16 protein-coding genes are annotated in these 18,370 nt (G+C 38.6%); 12 read left to right on the top strand and 4 right to left on the bottom strand.

Features of this window, described 5'->3' with window-relative positions; genetic code table 11:
• Positions 1 to 123 precede the first annotated feature (123 nt).
• The gene (locus tag L2B55_RS13730) at positions 124 to 561 is read left to right on the top strand and encodes a hypothetical protein (RefSeq protein ID WP_237846695.1); all 438 of its coding nucleotides are present in this window, start codon (positions 124 to 126) and stop codon (positions 559 to 561) included.
• Positions 562 to 651: 90 nt separating this feature from the next.
• On the opposite strand, the gene L2B55_RS13725 is transcribed toward L2B55_RS13730, so the two are convergent.
• A complete protein-coding gene (locus L2B55_RS13725; RefSeq protein WP_237846694.1) occupies positions 652 to 1,050 on the bottom strand; it encodes an STAS/SEC14 domain-containing protein in 399 nt (132 codons plus the stop codon).
• Positions 1,051 to 1,135: 85 nt separating this feature from the next.
• On the opposite strand from L2B55_RS13725, the gene L2B55_RS13720 reads away from it, so the two are divergent.
• Entirely contained in the window at positions 1,136 to 3,352 is a 2,217-nt protein-coding gene (locus tag L2B55_RS13720) for a helix-turn-helix domain-containing protein (RefSeq protein WP_237846692.1), read from the top strand.
• 98 nt (positions 3,353 to 3,450) lie between these two features.
• On the opposite strand, the gene L2B55_RS13715 is transcribed toward L2B55_RS13720, so the two are convergent.
• Complete coding sequence (locus tag L2B55_RS13715) at positions 3,451 to 4,755, bottom strand: IS1380 family transposase (RefSeq protein ID WP_237846691.1); 1,305 nt, start codon at positions 4,753 to 4,755, stop codon at positions 3,451 to 3,453.
• 26 nt (positions 4,756 to 4,781) lie between these two features.
• On the opposite strand from L2B55_RS13715, the gene L2B55_RS13710 reads away from it, so the two are divergent.
• Positions 4,782 to 5,456 carry a PDDEXK nuclease domain-containing protein gene (locus L2B55_RS13710; RefSeq protein WP_237846690.1) on the top strand — a complete coding sequence of 225 codons (675 nt, stop codon included), beginning with the start codon at positions 4,782 to 4,784 and terminating at the stop codon, positions 5,454 to 5,456.
• A gap of 566 nt (positions 5,457 to 6,022) precedes the next feature.
• On the opposite strand, the gene L2B55_RS13705 is transcribed toward L2B55_RS13710, so the two are convergent.
• Entirely contained in the window at positions 6,023 to 6,592 is a 570-nt protein-coding gene (locus tag L2B55_RS13705; protein WP_237846689.1) for a hypothetical protein, read from the bottom strand.
• A gap of 265 nt (positions 6,593 to 6,857) precedes the next feature.
• On the opposite strand from L2B55_RS13705, the gene L2B55_RS13700 reads away from it, so the two are divergent.
• Genes L2B55_RS13700 through L2B55_RS13690 form a run of 3 tightly spaced genes read left to right on the top strand, consistent with a single transcriptional unit; the run spans position 6,858 to position 7,521 of the window.
• Complete coding sequence (locus tag L2B55_RS13700) at positions 6,858 to 7,001, top strand: hypothetical protein (protein ID WP_237846688.1); 144 nt, start codon at positions 6,858 to 6,860, stop codon at positions 6,999 to 7,001.
• Between the two features lie 48 nt (positions 7,002 to 7,049).
• Complete coding sequence (locus tag L2B55_RS13695) at positions 7,050 to 7,208, top strand: hypothetical protein (RefSeq protein ID WP_237846687.1); 159 nt, start codon at positions 7,050 to 7,052, stop codon at positions 7,206 to 7,208.
• Between the two features lies 1 nt (position 7,209).
• The gene (locus L2B55_RS13690; RefSeq protein ID WP_237846685.1) at positions 7,210 to 7,521 is read left to right on the top strand and encodes a hypothetical protein; all 312 of its coding nucleotides are present in this window, start codon (positions 7,210 to 7,212) and stop codon (positions 7,519 to 7,521) included.
• Positions 7,522 to 7,593: 72 nt separating this feature from the next.
• On the opposite strand, the gene L2B55_RS13685 is transcribed toward L2B55_RS13690, so the two are convergent.
• Complete coding sequence (locus L2B55_RS13685; RefSeq protein ID WP_237846684.1) at positions 7,594 to 8,769, bottom strand: Fic family protein; 1,176 nt, start codon at positions 8,767 to 8,769, stop codon at positions 7,594 to 7,596.
• A gap of 1,087 nt (positions 8,770 to 9,856) precedes the next feature.
• Between L2B55_RS13685 and L2B55_RS13680 the strand changes: the two genes are divergently transcribed.
• The 6 genes from L2B55_RS13680 to L2B55_RS13655 all read left to right on the top strand — a co-directional run bounded on the left by L2B55_RS13680 (position 9,857) and on the right by L2B55_RS13655 (position 18,176).
• Positions 9,857 to 11,704 (top strand): M61 family metallopeptidase, encoded by a 1,848-nt coding sequence (locus L2B55_RS13680; RefSeq protein WP_237846683.1) that lies wholly within the window; start codon positions 9,857 to 9,859, stop codon positions 11,702 to 11,704.
• A gap of 834 nt (positions 11,705 to 12,538) precedes the next feature.
• Positions 12,539 to 13,144 carry an RNA polymerase sigma factor gene (locus tag L2B55_RS13675; protein ID WP_237846682.1) on the top strand — a complete coding sequence of 202 codons (606 nt, stop codon included), beginning with the start codon at positions 12,539 to 12,541 and terminating at the stop codon, positions 13,142 to 13,144.
• Between the two features lie 617 nt (positions 13,145 to 13,761).
• Positions 13,762 to 14,175 (top strand): hypothetical protein, encoded by a 414-nt coding sequence (locus L2B55_RS13670; RefSeq protein WP_237846681.1) that lies wholly within the window; start codon positions 13,762 to 13,764, stop codon positions 14,173 to 14,175.
• A gap of 162 nt (positions 14,176 to 14,337) precedes the next feature.
• Positions 14,338 to 14,676, top strand: a complete 339-nt coding sequence (locus L2B55_RS13665; RefSeq protein ID WP_237846680.1) for a hypothetical protein — start codon at positions 14,338 to 14,340, stop codon at positions 14,674 to 14,676.
• A gap of 730 nt (positions 14,677 to 15,406) precedes the next feature.
• The gene (locus tag L2B55_RS13660) at positions 15,407 to 16,567 is read left to right on the top strand and encodes a TlpA disulfide reductase family protein (protein WP_237846679.1); all 1,161 of its coding nucleotides are present in this window, start codon (positions 15,407 to 15,409) and stop codon (positions 16,565 to 16,567) included.
• Positions 16,568 to 16,988: 421 nt separating this feature from the next.
• Positions 16,989 to 18,176 carry a FecR domain-containing protein gene (locus tag L2B55_RS13655; protein WP_237846677.1) on the top strand — a complete coding sequence of 396 codons (1,188 nt, stop codon included), beginning with the start codon at positions 16,989 to 16,991 and terminating at the stop codon, positions 18,174 to 18,176.
• The last annotated feature ends 194 nt before the right edge of the window (positions 18,177 to 18,370 follow it).

The raw sequence follows: 18,370 nt of genomic DNA, 5'->3' as shown, positions 1-18,370 counted from the left end.
TTGGTTTAGTTTTGAAAAAGAATTGTGTTGATGGAAGTTAATGTTGCACCACTTAGAAGGGAACAGATTTATGTTAAATTTGCCTATTCATTTAATAATTAAATTTAATTGATAACTATTTTTATGAAAAATGCATTTTACCTGGCCCTTGTAATAGCATTGATGACAAGTTGTAAGCCAAAAGAGGATTATAAAGTCCTGCTAAAAGATGTGTTGAAAGTGCATGATGAGGTAATGGCTGATAATGAAAAAATTTTAAGGAATAAAAGACTGCTGAATGATCTTGGTAATAAACTGGATAGTTTAAAAAAGGCAAATCCGGCTTTAGATACTTTGAAAGAAAGACAAGATATTTCAGCGATCGTTAAGCAGCTGGAGGTAGCAGACAATAGTATGTCTGACTGGATGCATGGCTTTGATCCGGAAGTTGGCTCAAAATCAAATGAAGAAGCAGTGGCTTATTACAAAGAGGAAAAAAGAAAGATCAATGTAATTGATAGCCTGTTCAAACAATCTATTAAGGAATCCGATACTTATTTACAGAAGTTTTCTGTTAAGTGAAATTAAACTCCTAATACACAACACAGGCCCATAGTTTTGATAAAATCTATAGGCCTGTTTTATTTAAAGAAGCTCTTATTGTAGTTTTTCTTAAACAAATTGCATTAACCAATCTTTAGCTTCCTGATCGTTGGTAAAACTTTTCATTGGAATCGGAGGTGGTTTCAGGCTGAATAATAAATTCATAATCAACCGGGCCAAGCCCGGTTTAGATACCATAGCCATTGCAGAATATACTGTTGGCAATTGTTCAGTGGAAAACTTGCGAGTTTGTTTATCTGGCACCGGCGAGTCGCACAAGTAAATCAATAGTGGAGCTCTTTTATTGCCAGTAATTTGTTTTACCAGCGCCACATTGTTTGAAATATTCTCTATAGTTCGTTTAGGACTTTTTGATAAGGAAACTAGAATATTACCATCAAACCAATAGGTTGCGATCTCACCTTCCCAAATTTGCCTGTCTGTTGGTATTGTTATATTATTAATCATACAAATCAGTTATCAGAAGGCTAAAATAAACATACTCTTCAATTCAAATACTGTAATACCTTTCATTTGTCTATTTTCGCAGTTTATGTTCGATTCAGATAATACCATTTTTAAGCTTGCCGTTCAGTTTGTTAATCAGACTAACCGGCATTTGTTTATAACCGGAAAAGCCGGTACCGGAAAAACCACTTTCCTAAGGTACATTCATCAGCATACACCCAAGAAAATGGTAGTGGTGGCTCCAACAGGTGTTGCTGCTATTAATGCCGGAGGGGTTACTATTCACTCATTTTTTCAGCTGCCATTCGAACCATTTTTACCCATTAATCAACCTTATTGGAACAAAGATTTAGGTCGATTCAATACTATTTATTCATACCTGAAAGGCTTAAAGATGAGTAAGGATCGTAAGGAGCTGATTCAGGAAATGGATTTACTGGTGATCGACGAAGTGAGTATGGTTCGGGCGGATTTACTGGATACTGTTGATAGCTTGTTGAGGTATGTTCGTCAAAATCCGGTTCCTTTTGGAGGGGTACAGGTGGTTTTTATTGGTGATCTGTTTCAGCTTCCGCCTGTTGTAAAGAGCGATGATTGGAGTGTATTACGTAATTATTACAAGAGCCCGTTCTTTTTCGACGCAAATGTAATACAAGAATCAGAGCCACTTTATTTAGAATTGACTAAAATTTATCGCCAGCAGGATGATGTTTTTATTAATCTGCTTAATAATATAAGGAGTAACACGGTTACAACTGCTGATTTGGAATGCTTGCATCAATATTATAAGCCTGAATTTAAAAAGCCACAACATGAAGATTATATTACCTTAACCACTCATACTGTCAAAGCTGATCAAATAAACAAGGCTGAACTGGAAGCCTTACCAAGTAAAGGACATTTGTTTAAAGCGGATGTTACAGGAGATTTTAATGAATCGGCTTATCCTGTCGATGAAGTGTTGGAGTTAAAGGAAAAAGCCCAAATCATGTTTATTAAAAATGATTCGGGTGAACACCGGCGCTATTACAATGGTAGGCTTGCGACCGTTAAGGGAATTTCTGCTAAGACAATTACTGTGGTTTTTAGTGATGGAAATGAACTTGAGCTTGAAAAAGAATCCTGGCATAATGTGAAGTATCAGTTCAATAAAGATACTGAAGCCATTGACGAGATTGTTCTAGGTGAGTTTAAACAGTATCCGGTTCGATTGGCTTGGGCCGTAACCATTCATAAAAGTCAGGGTTTAACATTTGAGAAAGCCATAGTTGATGCTGGGGCTTCTTTTGCTGCAGGTCAGGTATACGTGGCATTAAGTAGGTTGACCAATTTGCAAGGATTGGTGCTGTTATCAAAAATTACCCAGCAGGCCATTTCTACGGATGATCGTGTGATTGAATTCTGTAGCAAAGCCTTAAATGATCATTTGCTGGAGCAGGAATTGAAGGCTAACCGCAAACAATATGTAAATACCTTGTTATTGCAAACCTTTAATTGGAATAAACTGGTTTTCTATATTGAGCAGCACTATTATAGTTTGAATGGCGGCTTGGTGTCAGATAAAACCGAAGCGGCAGATTTAGCAGAGAAGTGGTATAAAATAGTCTTAAGTCAGCAGAAGGTTGCCAATACCTTTATCTTACAACTCGATAAACTGTTGCCTTTGGCACAAACAGACGGTTATGCAACTTTGATTGATCGTATTGACAAGGCAGTAGGGTATTTCAGTAAATCTTTGGATGAAGTGCTTGATGAGTTGGATGAGCATATCAATCAAACCCGAAAGAAAAAACGCGTAACCAAGTACTTAGCAACATTGAAACAATTACGTAAATTTTTGTTTCGAAAAGTGGAGTTGGTAAAAGCGGCGCAACTAATTGCACAAGGTCTGGCGCAAGGGGTTGATTCGGAGCAATTATTAAACGAACTCAAATTGTCTACATCAACTGCTTCAGCTGAGGGTAATTCTGATGAAGTTGGAAAGTCTCTCAAAGGTGAAACTAGAAGAATAACTCTTGAAATGTTCAAGTCGGGTAAGGCAATTGCTGAAATTGCTGTCGAAAGAAATTTGACAACAGGAACGGTAGAAGGGCATTTAACATCATTTATTTCAAGCGGAGAAATTAAAATTGAAGAGTTGATCACTGAAGCGAAACTTGAAATAATTCTTCAATGCATCCTAAAGATAGGGGATAAATCATTAGGGGCTTTAAAAGAGGATTTGGGTGATGACTTCTCCTACGGAGAAATTAAGGCTGCCTTGGAATATCGTAAAACAGTCAAAAACGAATTAAGAGAGTAATAGAATTGCACGAATAATTGGCCATATAAAAAATCGGATACGTCAGGCTCAGGTTAAAGCTGCCGTAGCTGTGAATGCCGAGTTGGTATTAACCTGAATTATGCATTAGAATAGGAGAACTTACCATCCAGCAGGTCAATTTTAGCAAATAATCCATCCATCCATTGCCGCTTTTTGAGGGGCAATGAGATTTTTAGCACTTTTCTGTTGGCATGAGTTGCAGTCCAGGCTCCTAATGCAAAGCAATAGGATTTTAGTGTTTGGTGGGTAGCTTTATTGTGTTCATTTAAAGCAAAGTGTCTAAAAAGACTAATCAGGTTATAGGCTACCATGATGAACCGGAAGGAGGCTTCTGTTGCCCAAAAGTTTTGCATGCAGAAGTTTTCCAGACCAAAATCTTGTTTGAGCTCTTTAATCCGATTCTCGCAATCGGCCCTTGAATTATAAATGTTCCATACCTGGTCAAGAGGTAAATCCAAATTGGTCACATAGCAACTAAACCGATACCCTGGCATATCCTCAAAAAGAAGTTTACCTGTGCAATTAGGCCGATCCTCTACCCGTTTTTTGACAATAATATACCGCCTTGGCTTACCTTGTGAATGGCTGAAAGTCATTTCACTCAACTCTATTCCTTTGCTAAGGGTAATCCATGCGCTCCGGCAGAGTACTTCGCTTTTTATATTGGGATACATTCTGACGGCTACCACGTAGTTTAGCCGCTTTTGCTCAAGGTAATCAAGGATTTCTTCGGTATAGAAGCCACTATCTCCACGAACCAAACCCACTTTCTTCCCCTGCAGACAACAATCAAAGGTTTCCTGCATAAATGCTACGCAATTAGAACTGGCCGCGGTATTTCCGGGTCGCAACCAGGCATTGGCCACCATTCTGGTTTGGCTGATAAAAGCCATCAGAGGATGATGGGAGTTCCTGCCCTTTTTATTGGGATTATAACCTACGGCACTGCCTTCCTGTTCTCCATACCGGGTAATAACGGTACTGTCAAAATCAACCGTAATTGTGTTGATTTCCAGCTGCTCCATGAACCACTGCTGCAGGGCAGGGAATACTTCTGTATTTTTGGCTTGATTGAATTTATTGAAAAATCGACTATAGGTGCTCTGAGAAGGCATCTGCTTCAGACCGAAAATGTCTTGAAGAACCGTATCGTATCTTACCCAGTCGCAATGAATGTAACGACTGGCCCCCGTCCAAATACCTAACCAAAAGGACCGAACAATATCCGATGGTAAATATCCCCGATTGGAGCCTGCAACAGGCAGTGCCAGTTTATTAAGCTGTTCATAAATCTGGGTCTTATCAAGCATGCGCTTTAGTAAACTCATCCCGCCAAATGGGGTTACGGGTTTGTCTGAATACTCTATGGGCAAATTAACCATCAGGGTGAAGTTGTAAATCGCTTTGGGTGACTAATATAAAGACACTTATCGATTACTTTAATAATCTATTGCATAATTCAGGATTAATGTATCATGATATAGGGAAGATGATCCTTTCACGACAGCAGACAGAAGGCTGGGGCAATGCTGTAATTCCCCGAATTGCTCGTGATATTCGGAATGATCTGTCGGAAATGAAGGGCTTTTCTGAAAGAAACCTTGGATATATGGTACAATTTGCCAAAGCTTATCCTGAGTATTCAATTTTGCAACAGCCTGTTGCAAAATTGCCATGGAGCCATAATATTGTACTGCTTCAATCCGTAAAGGAAGCGGACGTACGAAACTGGTACGCTGAGGAATGTCTTAAAAATGGCTGGGGAAGAGTGGCTTTAACCAAGCAGATAAAACAAAATTTGTGGGGCAGGCAAGGAAAGGCGACGCATAATTTTCAGCAAACCTTGCCATCGCTGCAGTCTGATTTAGCCCAAGAAACATTAAAAGACCCATATAATTTCGATTTCCTTACACTTACCGAAACGTTTAATGAACGGGAACTGGAAGCCGGGTTGGTAGGACATATAGAGAAGTTTTTACTGGAATTAGGCAGCGGCTTTGCTTTTGTGGGACGTCAGTACCCTTTAACCGTTTCTGACCGGGAATTTTTTATCGATCTTCTTTTTAGGAATTTCCGAGTATGAGCTAACCCGCTATTTACCTAATGAGTTAGCCGGCAGCCTACCAAGTATTGATGAATTGGAAAAGGAATTAGAGAATGAGCAATAAAGTATTGAAGAGACGGAGGTAGGGCGTTCCGGAGGAATGGGAGGTGAAGCATGCGATTTGGCTATTAAGCCTAACTCCGCTTCATTTCGTATGTATTATGTTTTAAGTTTAAGCAGCAGGTTTTTGGGTTTTTCGTGTCACTTCCGCATCTTGCCATTGATTGCTACCTGAGGTTCAAGGAGGTTGGAAATAGGTCAGACGGAGTCTGACTTTTCTTCAATCTCAATTGGGCAGACACTGTCTGCCCAATTGAGTTCAAATTCTGCTAAACACTTTCAGTTTCGACAGGATAATCGCCGCTATGTTTCGGTCTCGACCCAGGAGCTGGGTGATGGCTCAAGCTTAAGCCGACACGCGTACTTTGGCTTGTACCGGTTTGTCTTTTAGGTGGCTACAAGAGTTTTCAAGGATATTACTGCCCGGATTTCTTTAAGGAGAACAAATTCCTATTAATATCAAAAGAGTAAAGAGGGATTTGTAATTAGCCTGCAATTGTTTGGCTGAAAAGGTAAGATGGGTAAGGATAGTCACTAGTTCTATCATTGTCCTTCGAAAGTTCACAATGAGTCATTACAGCTCCTACGTAACTGTTAGGAGTCTCTAGGTACCATAAACTTAAATTTCCAATATTTAAGTTAGCTAAAGGCATATTGTATTCTTGTATATATATCATATCACCAGGACGCAATTTCTTATTTTTTACGAACTCTTGTTCTACTCCGAATATCGAATTACTTAGATATAGGACTGATTGATATATTTTATTATATCGACCTCCAGGAACACAATACTTTCGTGGTGCTGGCCCCATATTTCTTGATGAAGCAGGCTTATCAGTCCTCCCTCTAAAAAAACACAAAGATTTTTCACAACAAGTAATGTCATTATCTCTTAGCTCTTTAATAAACTTTTTTTTAGTTGGATGATTCAATAAAGCTCTCAGTGTTGGATATTTAGACCATTTGCATACTTCATTGAATTCTTCACCACAGGTAAAAAAGCATCCAGTAGAAGCAAATTCGAAACTTATTGTAGCAGAGGCTTTAGACATATGTTTTTCCTTATATAAAAATAAGAAAAACAAGTCCGGACAGATGATAGGTTGGCAACATTCATCACAGCAAGACAGCGCCCTCTCAAGAGTTAAAAAAAACGAACAATAGCCGCAGTATGTCATTTGAGATAAACCTTGAACGATTGCAACTCGTTATAACTGGAGAGCCAATTCAAGAAGCTCGATCAACCCATTATGAATTTTAATTATCATAAGAATCGGATTCCGACCTGTTTTGAAACGGAATCAATCTCTCAAAACGATGAAAAGAAAAATAGCTATGGTTGTAAGCCAAGTAAGAATGGAAGATGAAGATGAATTAGATATTATTTTTTGGCAAAAAAAACTGTTTCAGATCGTTTACAGGAGGTTACTCGTTTGCGAAGAAACTATTTTACATGGTTAAACGGTTCTTTTCCCAAAAAATAGAAAAGGTAATTAATAGAAAACATCTATGATATTTGAAGACGATTTTAAAGATTTTATTGCACTCTTAAATAAGCATCAGGTTGAATATATGGTGGTTGGCGCGCATGCTTTAGCTTTTCATGGTAGGCCAAGACATACTGGTGATTTAGATGTTTGGATAAAACCAAGCGGAAAATGCAGATAAAATGATAAATGTAATGACCGATTTTGGTTTTGGCTCTTTAGGTCTTAGTAGAGAAGATTTTTTGAAAGAAAATTATGTTACCCAACTGGGGTATCCCCCATTGAGAATTGATATTCTAAACGCTATTTCAGGGGTACACTTTGAGGAGGCTTATAATAGCAAGATAGAAGGTGTGGTTGATGATTTAAAAATAAATTTTATAAGCCTGTCTGATTTTATCCAAAATAAAAAAGTATCAGGTAGAAAAAAAGATTTAGGAGATATAGAATCTCTTAAAAAGGTGGAAAGATGGAGAAAAGGGCCTAAGTTATAAATCTTAAATAATGATAAAATGAAATATAAAATAAAACAAGGTGTAATCCTTTTGGATATTGAAGGTAACCAATTACCAATTATCTCTCCAGTGTTTAAATTCTTTGGGACTTACCCGATAACGGGCGAAGTTACCATCATGTAAAGCTAATAATTCTGTTTCTACAGCTTCAATAAAAGGAGCTTGATCTTCTACAGGAAAGTCAGTAGCCCTAACCCTGATATGTTCAGCTGCCATTTTCGAGTTCAAGGTTCCTGCGATAATGGTGTTGATCGTTTCCCTGATCTGGTTCCTGTACTTTAGACGAAAGGGGTCTGGTTCACCCAATGACTGACGAACGACTGCATACCTTGCTGCTGAGCGCTCATAACCCCACATGAATACGTCCTTAAGCAGGCTTATATCATTAAGTTCGTAAACACCTACCATGCCTTGTGTGTAAATATCGTCTGGCACATCTGTGAATGACAGAGGTGAAAAGTTACTCTTAATGAAGGGGATATTTGCAGACAGGCGCGACACGCGTTTATTGACGTCATCAAATGGTTGCAAATAAGGTAAATGCACCATGATAAAAAACGATTGTTCGAATGGGTTATTGATCTCCGACGCTTTTGCTAAAATCAATTCAAAAAATTCACTAATCAATTGAGGAATGGCCAAAGGTGTAAAAACTGAACCTGTTATTCCTACTGGAATAATGCGGAGCCTACCTGGTGCTTCCGGGTCACTTAACAAGTTGTTGGCAAGCATAGCATGTACATTTCGTACGGTGAAACTATTGAACCCGATCTCTGTTGCTGTTTCTACCATAAACTCAATGGCATCCTTGTGGTTTAAGATCATTTGCGCTTCCAAGGCAGACTTGGTCTCATCAGTCTCACCTTGTTCAATTAAGCGCTCAGTATCCAGGAGACTATAAGTATTTCCTTCCAACCTACTGGAGTTCCAGGAAAGATCTATGAGGAGACGGTTCAGTATTTGTCGTGCGTACGTTCCTGCCGGCTGATCACCTGCGGCCTGTCCAATGGCTGCCAATTTCATTTTCTCTTTTAGGGTTAAATAAGAGTCAATGTTAGGCCGGTAGCTCTCTATGAATTCGCGTCGGTAGCCGACGGGTTTTCTTTTTTGCAGGGGAGCTGTAACCCTTTCTCGCACCTGTTCACCGCTTTCGGAAAGTGGGATTAAACTTTCTGATTTAGCGGTTAAACCCTCCTCTTTAAGTGGTTCTAGCCCAGATCCTGCCAAGTGATATAGTGTAGCTCTAGCTTTGCCAGATGTCGTAATGATAGCGTTATTTGACATATCTTTCAGATAACGCTGCAGCTTTCTTAAGTGCGTTTCTGGTTCCAAATCTTGTCTGATGTCCTCTACACTAGCACCATGCGGGTAATGGGCAATGATACGCAGTATCATTGCGGTTAATATTTCTGCGTTCGTATTCATTGTCGCGATTTAAGTATCACGACAAAGTTAGTAATAAAATGTCGCAATACTCAGTATCGCGACAAGGTTAGCAATAAAATGTCTCAATACTCAGTATCGCGACTGTTGCTGTCGCGGTACTGAGCAATAAAGCTTAGTTACGACGATATTATAACGTAATGGTCGCGATTTTAAATGTTTTTTGGGGGCATACTAACCCTAGGTTTTTAAATCAGGTGTCCGTATTAATATAAGGTTAAATTGTCTTTAATTTAGTTTGAGTACTTATGAAAAAAACGAATACAAGTCTGCAAAGATTGCTACAATATTGTCTAAACTATTCTTGAAGACACTCGTTGCTGTTTTAATTTAATAACGTTGAATTATTGAACTTAAACCATTAAAAAACACATAAAAATTTACCATTTACTCTTTTCCTTAGTTCATTTTTAATTTCTGTTTCTACTGCTAATGCCCAAAGCAAAAATTGGGTCAGAGGCTTATTGTACCCGCGATGGAACGTGTTGTAGGTAGTAGTTTTCTAACGTTTTATTAATCTTATAACTTTGGTCGTAGCCTTTTTTTCTTCACTGCTTTCTCATCCATTTTCTTTTTAATCTCTTTAATATCGGTCAAATCCTGGCTTCGGCCGGCAGACTGTTTGTAATAAAATCATGCAAACCGATGTAATTAATGGTAAGTTTCTCAGCTTTTAACTGCTGCACGTTTTTTATTGCTCGATTATGGCGCTTTTGTTAAGAAAAGTTTCTGCGGGGTAGTAGTTCCTGAACTGCTTTTCGTCATTCTCTCAATAGCCGCGCATGAGTATTGTCGATATTCTGTTTTTTAGTTGGAGTCATTTTGGATCTTGACCGGCAAATGGAAAATAAAACAAAATCTAAAAGAAGTAATGAAGAAAATTTTTTCGCTGTTTATTCTTGTCAGCATGGTAGCCCCGGTATTTGCCCAGCAACCGTACCACTACAAAGTTGACCTCACAAAAGCATCCAAAAATACCGTACAGGTAACATTGCGTACGCCAAAAATGAGCAAAAAGGAAGTAAATTTCCTGATGCCTGCTATCATTCCGGGTACTTATATGCTCAGCAATTTTGGCCGTTTTATCTCCAATCTGAAAGCCTATGATAAAAAGGGGAAGGAATTACCTGTAGCCCATGAAAAGCTTAGCAACAGCTGGAAAATTGGCAAAGCCACCAGGCTTGATAATGTCTCCTACACGGTGGAAGATACCTGGCACCAGCCCTTTGATGCAGGTGTATATCCAATGGGCGGAACGAGCATTCAACCTGGTAAAAACTTTTCAATCAATGCCCCCGGCTTTTTCGGTTATTTCGAAAACATGGAGAAAGCGCCGTGTGAATTGGAGTTTGTAAAACCGCAGGGTTTTTACGGCTCTTCGGCACTGGAGGTTATTAACAGCAGCGACAGTTCCGATTTGTTTAAGGTAAAAAGTGTTTACGATCTCTACGATTCACCTATTATGTATTGCAAGCCCGATACCGCCAGTATAAACCTGGGCCAAACAAAGGTATTAGTTTCGGTGTACAAGCCGGATGGTAAAAAATATGCTGGTATGCTGGCCAGCCAAATGAAGCAATTGCTTACTGCTACGCAAAACTATCTTGGTGGAAAGCTTCCCATAAAAAAATATGCCTTCCTATATAATTTTTCGAACAAAGCTCCAATGCAAGGCGCTTTAGAACATAATAATTCTTCCTTTTATGCAATGGATAATATGACAGAGGCTAAAATGAAGAACACGATTGTGAGCATTTCGGCTCATGAATTCTTTCACATCCTCACACCGCTATCCATCAGTTCAAAAGAAATTAAGGAATTCAACTATCAGCAACCCGTTTTGTCGAAGCATTTGTGGCTGTACGAAGGTACCACAGAGTACGATGCGCATCACTTGCAGGTGTTGTATGGCCTTACTGATTACCAGCAATTCTTTAAAACACTTTCGAAGAAGATAGCAACCTCGCAGAGTCAATATATTGATACGCTGCCTTTTACTATTATGAGTAAAGAAGTAGCTACCACCTACAAAAAGCAGTATGGTAATGTGTATGAAAAGGGCGCTTTAATTGGCGCCTGTCTCGATATTTATTTGCTGCATCTTTCGAGTGGCAAGTATGGATTGGGTCAGTTAAAGCACGACCTCGGCATTAAGTTTGGCCAGGATAAGTACTTTGACGACGATAGGCTGTTTGATGAAATTGCCGCACTTAGTTTTCCTGAAGTAAAGGATTTTTTAAACAAATATGTGGCAGGCAATACTCCTATTCCATACACCGAATTTTTTGCAATGGCTGGTGTTGATTACCATACCCGTTTGCAGAGGTATATATATTCTATCGGGCAGCCCGGTATTGCTACGATGGCAGGAAACAAAGCAAGTGTTGTAGGTGTAAGCAACTTGGATGAAGTAGGCAAAAAACTGGGTTATAAATTGATGGATGAAATTGTAAGCCTGAATGGGCAGCCTGTTACCGGTAAAGATTTCAGTGAAATACTCGACCGCCAGCGTGCACCCTGGAAGGCAGGTGATATGCTGACCATTGTGGTAAAACGGAGGAACGATGCCGGAGAGATGGAGCAAAAAACATTAACAGCCCCTGTTTCAGTAAAAGAACGCATCACGGAAACCTATAAAATGACCCTGATGGATGATAAGGATATTACCCCCTTGCAGCGTGCCGTTCGCAATGCCTGGCTGAAAAATGGTTGCAGTTAAAAAAGATGACCAAGAAGGTAGAGAACTACAATTTTATGCACAAAGTATATCAAAAAGTTACTTAACATCAAAAATGAGATTAGGAATACAATTGTATTTGTTAATGTTTTTAAGGAATACAATTGTATTTGTTAGCCGGTTTTGTTTCAAATGCCCAGGTAACAAAAACTGTTAAATGGAACTATAAAATTAAAGAAGGTAAACGCCCCTACTTATGAACTGCATAATACAGCAACCATCGATAAAGCCGATCTATTCACAGACCATACCGGCTCCCTACCTACCTACAACAATAAATTTGCAAAGAATTCATTGGTGAGTTTAGCAGATGCAACTAAAGAAGTCGGAAAAGCTTGAATAACATTATAAAAAACGTTTGGTGTGGATGTAAAGCAGTTTTCAAATATGGTGAGTTTTGTGGATACCGTAAAGGTAAAGGCGGCTGTAAAAACAGTTGTATCGGGTACGGCTGTTTTTATGGTGAGCGACGATACGCAATGCTTTCGACAACAATGAATAAATTTTCACTGTCCATTCCAATAATAAATGATGAGAAAGATTAGTGCAGTTCTAAGCTGGAACAGGGTGGTCATCATCTCCATAACATACAAACTTAGGTGTTGCACCTCCACTGATATAATTCCCCTTTTCGTTTACATCATCACTCAAAATATCTGATATTACACCAACTATTTATCGAAATTTGTTTTAATATTTGGCATGTTGTTTTTTTTACTTTTTCTGATAACTTTTAATTCCTCTAATAGGTTGTTATTAGTTAGCTTGTGCTTTTTTTGTTGTAAAAATTATTGATCGTTTAATAACTATATCATTTTGCAAAAAACAGAAAAAATTAATCGTGACAAACGGCTTCAACAAATTGCTGCTGGAGATGAACGGGCTTTTCAGTCCTTGTTCGAATCGTACCGTAGTAGGTTGTATCATTACATGTTGGGTATTGTAAAATCAGAAGAAGTAGCGGAGGAGTTAGTGATAGATGTATTTATGAAGATATGGATGGGGCGGGAGCTTCTAACTCAAATCGAAAACATGGACGCTTTCCTGTTTCGCGTTGCCTGTAACAAGTCTATCGATTTTCTTCGGAAGGCATCCAATAATCGTGAACTCACCAATATTATATGGGATAATATCCAACTTGCGAGCAGCACCACGGCGGAATCCCGGTTAATGCAACAGGAATACGAAAAAATACTCCGGGATGCCATTGATTTATTACCACCTAAACGCCGCCAGGTTTATCTTATGAGTAGGGAAGAAGGAATGACTCATGCAGAGATTGCCAAAGAATTAGGTATTGCCCCCAGCACTATCGCCAATCAAATAGTCGATGCTCAGCGCTTTATTAAAAGCCATTTGCTAAAACATCTCAACAGTACAGTCTTGTTTGCAATATTGATGCTTGAATTGAAAAAAGGTTAATATCGGGTAGAGCCATTTATTTATACGTTTACCTCTATGTTTATGCAGATATGATGGGGCGGGAGCTTCTGACTGAAATCGACAACATGAGATGCTTTCCTGTTTCGTCTTGCCATTAACAAGTCTTTCGATTTTCTTCAGAAGGCATCGAATAACCGTGAATTTACCAATATTATATGGGATAATATCCAACCTGCGGGCAGAACACGGCGGCAACCAAGTTAATGCAACAGGAATATCTGCGATACCATTGATTTATTACTACCTAAAAGCCTCCAGGTTTACTGTAAGAGCAGAGAAAAAGGAATGACTCAGAGATTGCCAAATAATTAGGCACTGTTCTCCCTGCACTATATTGATGTATGAATCGAAATAAAGTTAACATCGGTTAGTAGTAGTCATTTATTTATACGTCACTTCTATATAAACCATTACAAAGTAATGGCAATACCACAAAATTCTTGATACACCCGAGTGGAAAAATGGTTTGCAAATGGTTTGCATGGAAATATAGTGAGTAACTCCTTTTGGGTCAATTGAAAGTTCTGACAAGCTAAAACAGTGTGTTCTTATTTTTCAATATGAAAACCTTTCTTAAAAAATACGTTATGAATCTCATGAACCTAGAATCCCTGAAAGGTAGTTTAAATTACCTTGGTTTTGATGCAAAAATCAATTCGCAGCTGGAAGAAAAGATTGCTAACCAAGAGCCTTCATTTAGGCTGCAGGATACAATAATTCATTTTAATAAAAAAGTTGATTTTGAATTGCATTTTAAAAAATCAGAAATATATGATCTGTATTTTTTCAATAAGTATGATGCGATATTAAGACAAGCCAACAAAGTGGACATTGCTAATACTTTTTACCTGAATAAAGGAAAAGGGGTGACAGCAACGGATGCCATTAATCTGCTGATAGGGCGTTCAATTTACAGGGAGTTGATAAACCGGGAACAGGAAAAGTACCATGCATTGTTGCAGCTAGACTTCAAGGAAAATGATTGGAAGCTACTAAATTTAAGAGCCTAAACCAATATACTAAAAAGCACAAGTCTTGACGAAAGGTGCAACTAACTGAATCGAATGGAAGGAAGGGTAGGTGTTTTGGTATAAACTAGCCCTAGCACTTATGAATTGCAGCTCAGGTAACTTCTGACAAATAAAGAACCCTTTAATCGTGTAGTAACAGTAATGGAAACATTTGTAGGAAAAGAAACGCTCATCATGTTTTCTCCGGAAATATTAAGTCAATTGAAACAAGAGGGGTATCAATCCATCCGAGAAGAACAATTGATCGATCTGGAATTAGACAGTTTTGATAGATATGATAAAGAAGTAGCTTTTTTACTTACCCCCTCATTTGAAGAGTACCGGAAACCAATATGCGGGAAACATCATTACTGGTACGGTAACAGTACCAATTCTTATTCAATCGATTCTGCTGAATTGAATATAATGGCTGAAGGTATTTCGCATGTTGTTTACTATATTGGGAATAAAACTCCTAATAGAAACGAAAAAGATGAGTAAGAGCTCTAATTCCAAAAGCCAAAAAGGAATAGATATTTCTTATCGCTAAAGTGAGTGAACCTTTCTTCATAACCTAAATCAAATTGGGGCCAGCAATGGCTCCTTTTTCTAAAATATTATTTGATAGAATGTTTGTTCCACGATCTGTTTCTTTATTTATAGGAAAATCGGGATAAATTAACAAATATCTCATAATGAATCTTTTGACGGAGAAGAAAACTTACCTTTTGATGAAGATTCAGCCCAGTTCGGAATCACTCCGTCTCCTGAAACGGAGCATGTTATTAATACTACTACCACGATGTAAATCGGGTTTTTAAGCAATATGTCGATCAGCTCCCTGATCGACAAAGAAGCATGATTTATCAGAAATTCTACCTGGGTTTATCATATGCTAAGATTGCTAATGGTGTTTGATAAACTAAGACAGCTTATCGGCGGAATCCCGGTTAATGCAACAGGAATACGAAAAAATACTCCGGGATACCATTGAATCATCCAGGTTTACTTTTGATTAGGGAAGAAGGAATGCTCAGAGATTGCTAAATAATTAGGCATTTTTCCCAGTTCTGTATTGATACTTGAATTGAAATAATATTAACATCGGGTAGTAGTAAGCATTCGTTTATTCGTCGATTCATTTATAATACTGGCAACGTCTGTTCAAGAGAAGAGTTGGATTGTAGGTGCTCCTAAATAAATGTTAGAAAATTTAAAAACCAAGTAATTTATGAAGCGATTTATTTATGTTATTCTGTTTAGTTTATCCTTCTGTGCTGTAAAAGCGCAAACAAGAATTTTTCGGATACAGGGTACATTGGTTAACATGCCTGATGTTAAAAAAATAGCTATCAATTATATAAGTGCAGAAGGCAGGGTGAAGGATACCACAGATGTTGTAGATGGAAAATACGGGTTTGCAGGCAGTATCAATGAGCCGCAGGCTGTACAATTGGCGGCAATTTATCCTCTTGAAATACGAAGGCAACATGCTAAAAATTATTTAGCTTTCAGTAATAGAAACAAATATAACGTGTACATTTCTTCAGGTAGGGTTGAAGTGGTTTCTACCGATACATTAAACAATACCAAAGTTTCGGGGGCTGAATGGCATGCAGATTACCTGTATTTACAGCGGGTTGATAGTGATATTAGAGCCGGTTATGCAAAAGGTAATGCAGAGCAGATGCGGATGCAGATGAATAATATAAATGATACTGCAGCACTGGAAAGAATAAAGCGGGAAGTAAATGGTAATACTGCAAATCATGTAAATAATGGTCTTTTAAAATATGCAAAAACACATCACAATTCGCCTTTGTCGCTTGATGCATTAAAAACATGCGCAAACGGGACTAATTGGATTGATGGAGGATTAAAGACAGTGCAGGATGCTTTTAATGCATTAACACCCGAAGTAAAAAATCTGCCTTCCGGCGAAAAAATGAATCATTATTTAACTTTTGTAGCCACTACCGATATAGGTGCAACTGCCCCAGAGTTTACCCTTGCCGATACCTCCGGGAACAAAATTAGTCTGGCATCCTTTAAAGGGAAATATGTGCTGGTCGATTTTTGGGCCAGTTGGTGTCATCCATGTAGGGATGAAACACCTTATGTTATCAAAGCTTACAACCGGTTTAAGGAAAAAGGCTTCACTGTGCTGAGCATTACATCGCCTAAAGAAAGCAGCAGGACCGCATGGCTAAAAGCAATTAAGGATGATAAAATGGTTTGGTACAATGTATGGGATAAAGAGGGTAATGTTTCTAAAATGTATAATGTAGAGAGCATTCCCAGCAATTGGTTACTCGACAAAAATGGAGTGATTGTCGCAAAAGATTTGCGAGGCGATGATTTAGAACAAAAACTGAATGAGCTGATAAAATAAGTTTCTGATTCGCTTAAACTGAATCTTTATGAGTTGTATTTGCCGCAGCTTGCTAAGTTTTTGATTAAATTATTTCGCCCCCCCCGCAGCTTGCTGCGGGGGGGTACTCAAAAACCTTTGGGTTAAAAATCCATAAGTTGAAAATGAAGTGGTTGCATGCAAAAAAACAACACAGCACTCGCTGTAATTATTCGACGAAATGTCAGGCTGATCAAGCAGGTGAAATTCTATTATTTATAAATCAAATAGTTGACATTAAGTGATTTATTTAAAAAAAATAACCTGCAAAGCAACTGAACAGTACATAACCTATTTCAGATATTTATGTAGAATTAAAAAAAGTTAACATTGGGTAGTAGTAGTCTTTTATTTATACGTCACCATATAAAAGGCAAGATTGATATTGTCATAAACTATGCAAGTGAATAACGATTTAAACGGACAAATAAATATCCTGGTTGAAAAATATACCAGCAACACCTGCTCAAGGGAAGAGCTGGATCAATTGCTGTTGCTGGTAAAGAACAGTACCAATAGCCAGTCAGTGGAAAATGCGCTGCATATCTTCTGGGAGAGGGTAAAAAGCGAAAATAAACAAGAGAATGTTGACTGGGATGCCATTATGCAACCGCTGATGGAAGATTTAAAACCCGAAACGCCGGTAGTGTCTATAAAACGGGGCTTTAACTGGAAATGGGTTGGTGTGGCAGCTTCGGTTGTATTTTTAGTAGGTATACTGGGATATTGGTCATTCCGGCAAACAGAACCCCAAGTTTCGCAGCAGGTGGCTACTGCAGATATTATTGCGCCTGTTGCTAACCGGGCAATGATTGTATTGGCCAACGGGCAAAAAGTTTATCTCGATCAAAAAGCAAACGGTGCTATTGCCCGCGACGGCAATGCTACTGTAGAGAAAACGGCTGATGGAAAAATTGTTTATAAAGCAAACAATGGGTCACTCGCCTCTAACCTGTACAATACCCTTTCTAATCCACGAGGGAGTAGTGTTGTGGATATTACACTTTCAGATGGAACAAGAGTTTGGTTAAACGCCGGCTCGTCGCTCAGTTATCCGGTGGCTTTTAGCGGCAGGGAAAGGAAAGTGCAAATATCGGGTGAAGGTTATTTTGAAGTGGCGCACAACGCCAATATGCCTTTTAAAGTTAGCAAGGCCAACATGGAAGTTGCTGTATTGGGTACGCACTTTAATGTAAACGCATATGATGATGAATCGGTAATAAAAGTAACCCTGCTCGAAGGGTCCGTAAAAACCTCTTTGGGTAACAAAGAAGGTGTTGTGTTAAAACCGGGTCAACAGGCACGGGTAGCCAATAATATCGAGGTATTTAAACAGGTAAATCTTGAAAAAGAAATGGCCTGGAAGCAAGGGATGTTCCGCTTTGAGGATACCAATATAAAGGAGGTGATGCGCCAGGTAGCACGATGGTATGATGTGGAAGTAGAGTTTCGGGGCGATGTGTCGAAGGTGAATTTTGGCGGATCGGTTTCAAGACAGGTTAATATATCTGAATTGTTGAAACGGCTGGAAGCAACAAATTTGGTGAAGTTTTCTATTGTAGGTAGGAAAGTAATTGTAATGCCTAATTAAAAATTAAATATGTAAAACAAAAGAAGAAGGGAAGTTCATAAAAAAGTCGGAAGAGCAGTCACTCCACCGGGCTTCCAATTAAAATAAAATCATGGATAAGAATGCTTGTTGTATAATCTAAAACCAATCAAAACTATGCTGTTTATTTCGTGCTGCCGTATTACGCGGCTGTTAGCCAAAACTTGCTTGCCTGG

Origin of the sequence: Solitalea lacus (assembly GCF_022014595.1) — a bacterium.
Classification (GTDB): Bacteria; Bacteroidota; Bacteroidia; order Sphingobacteriales; family Sphingobacteriaceae; genus Solitalea; species Solitalea lacus.
The sequence above is the reverse complement of the archived record's forward strand: the minus strand, read 5'-3'. Positions and strand labels throughout refer to the sequence as shown.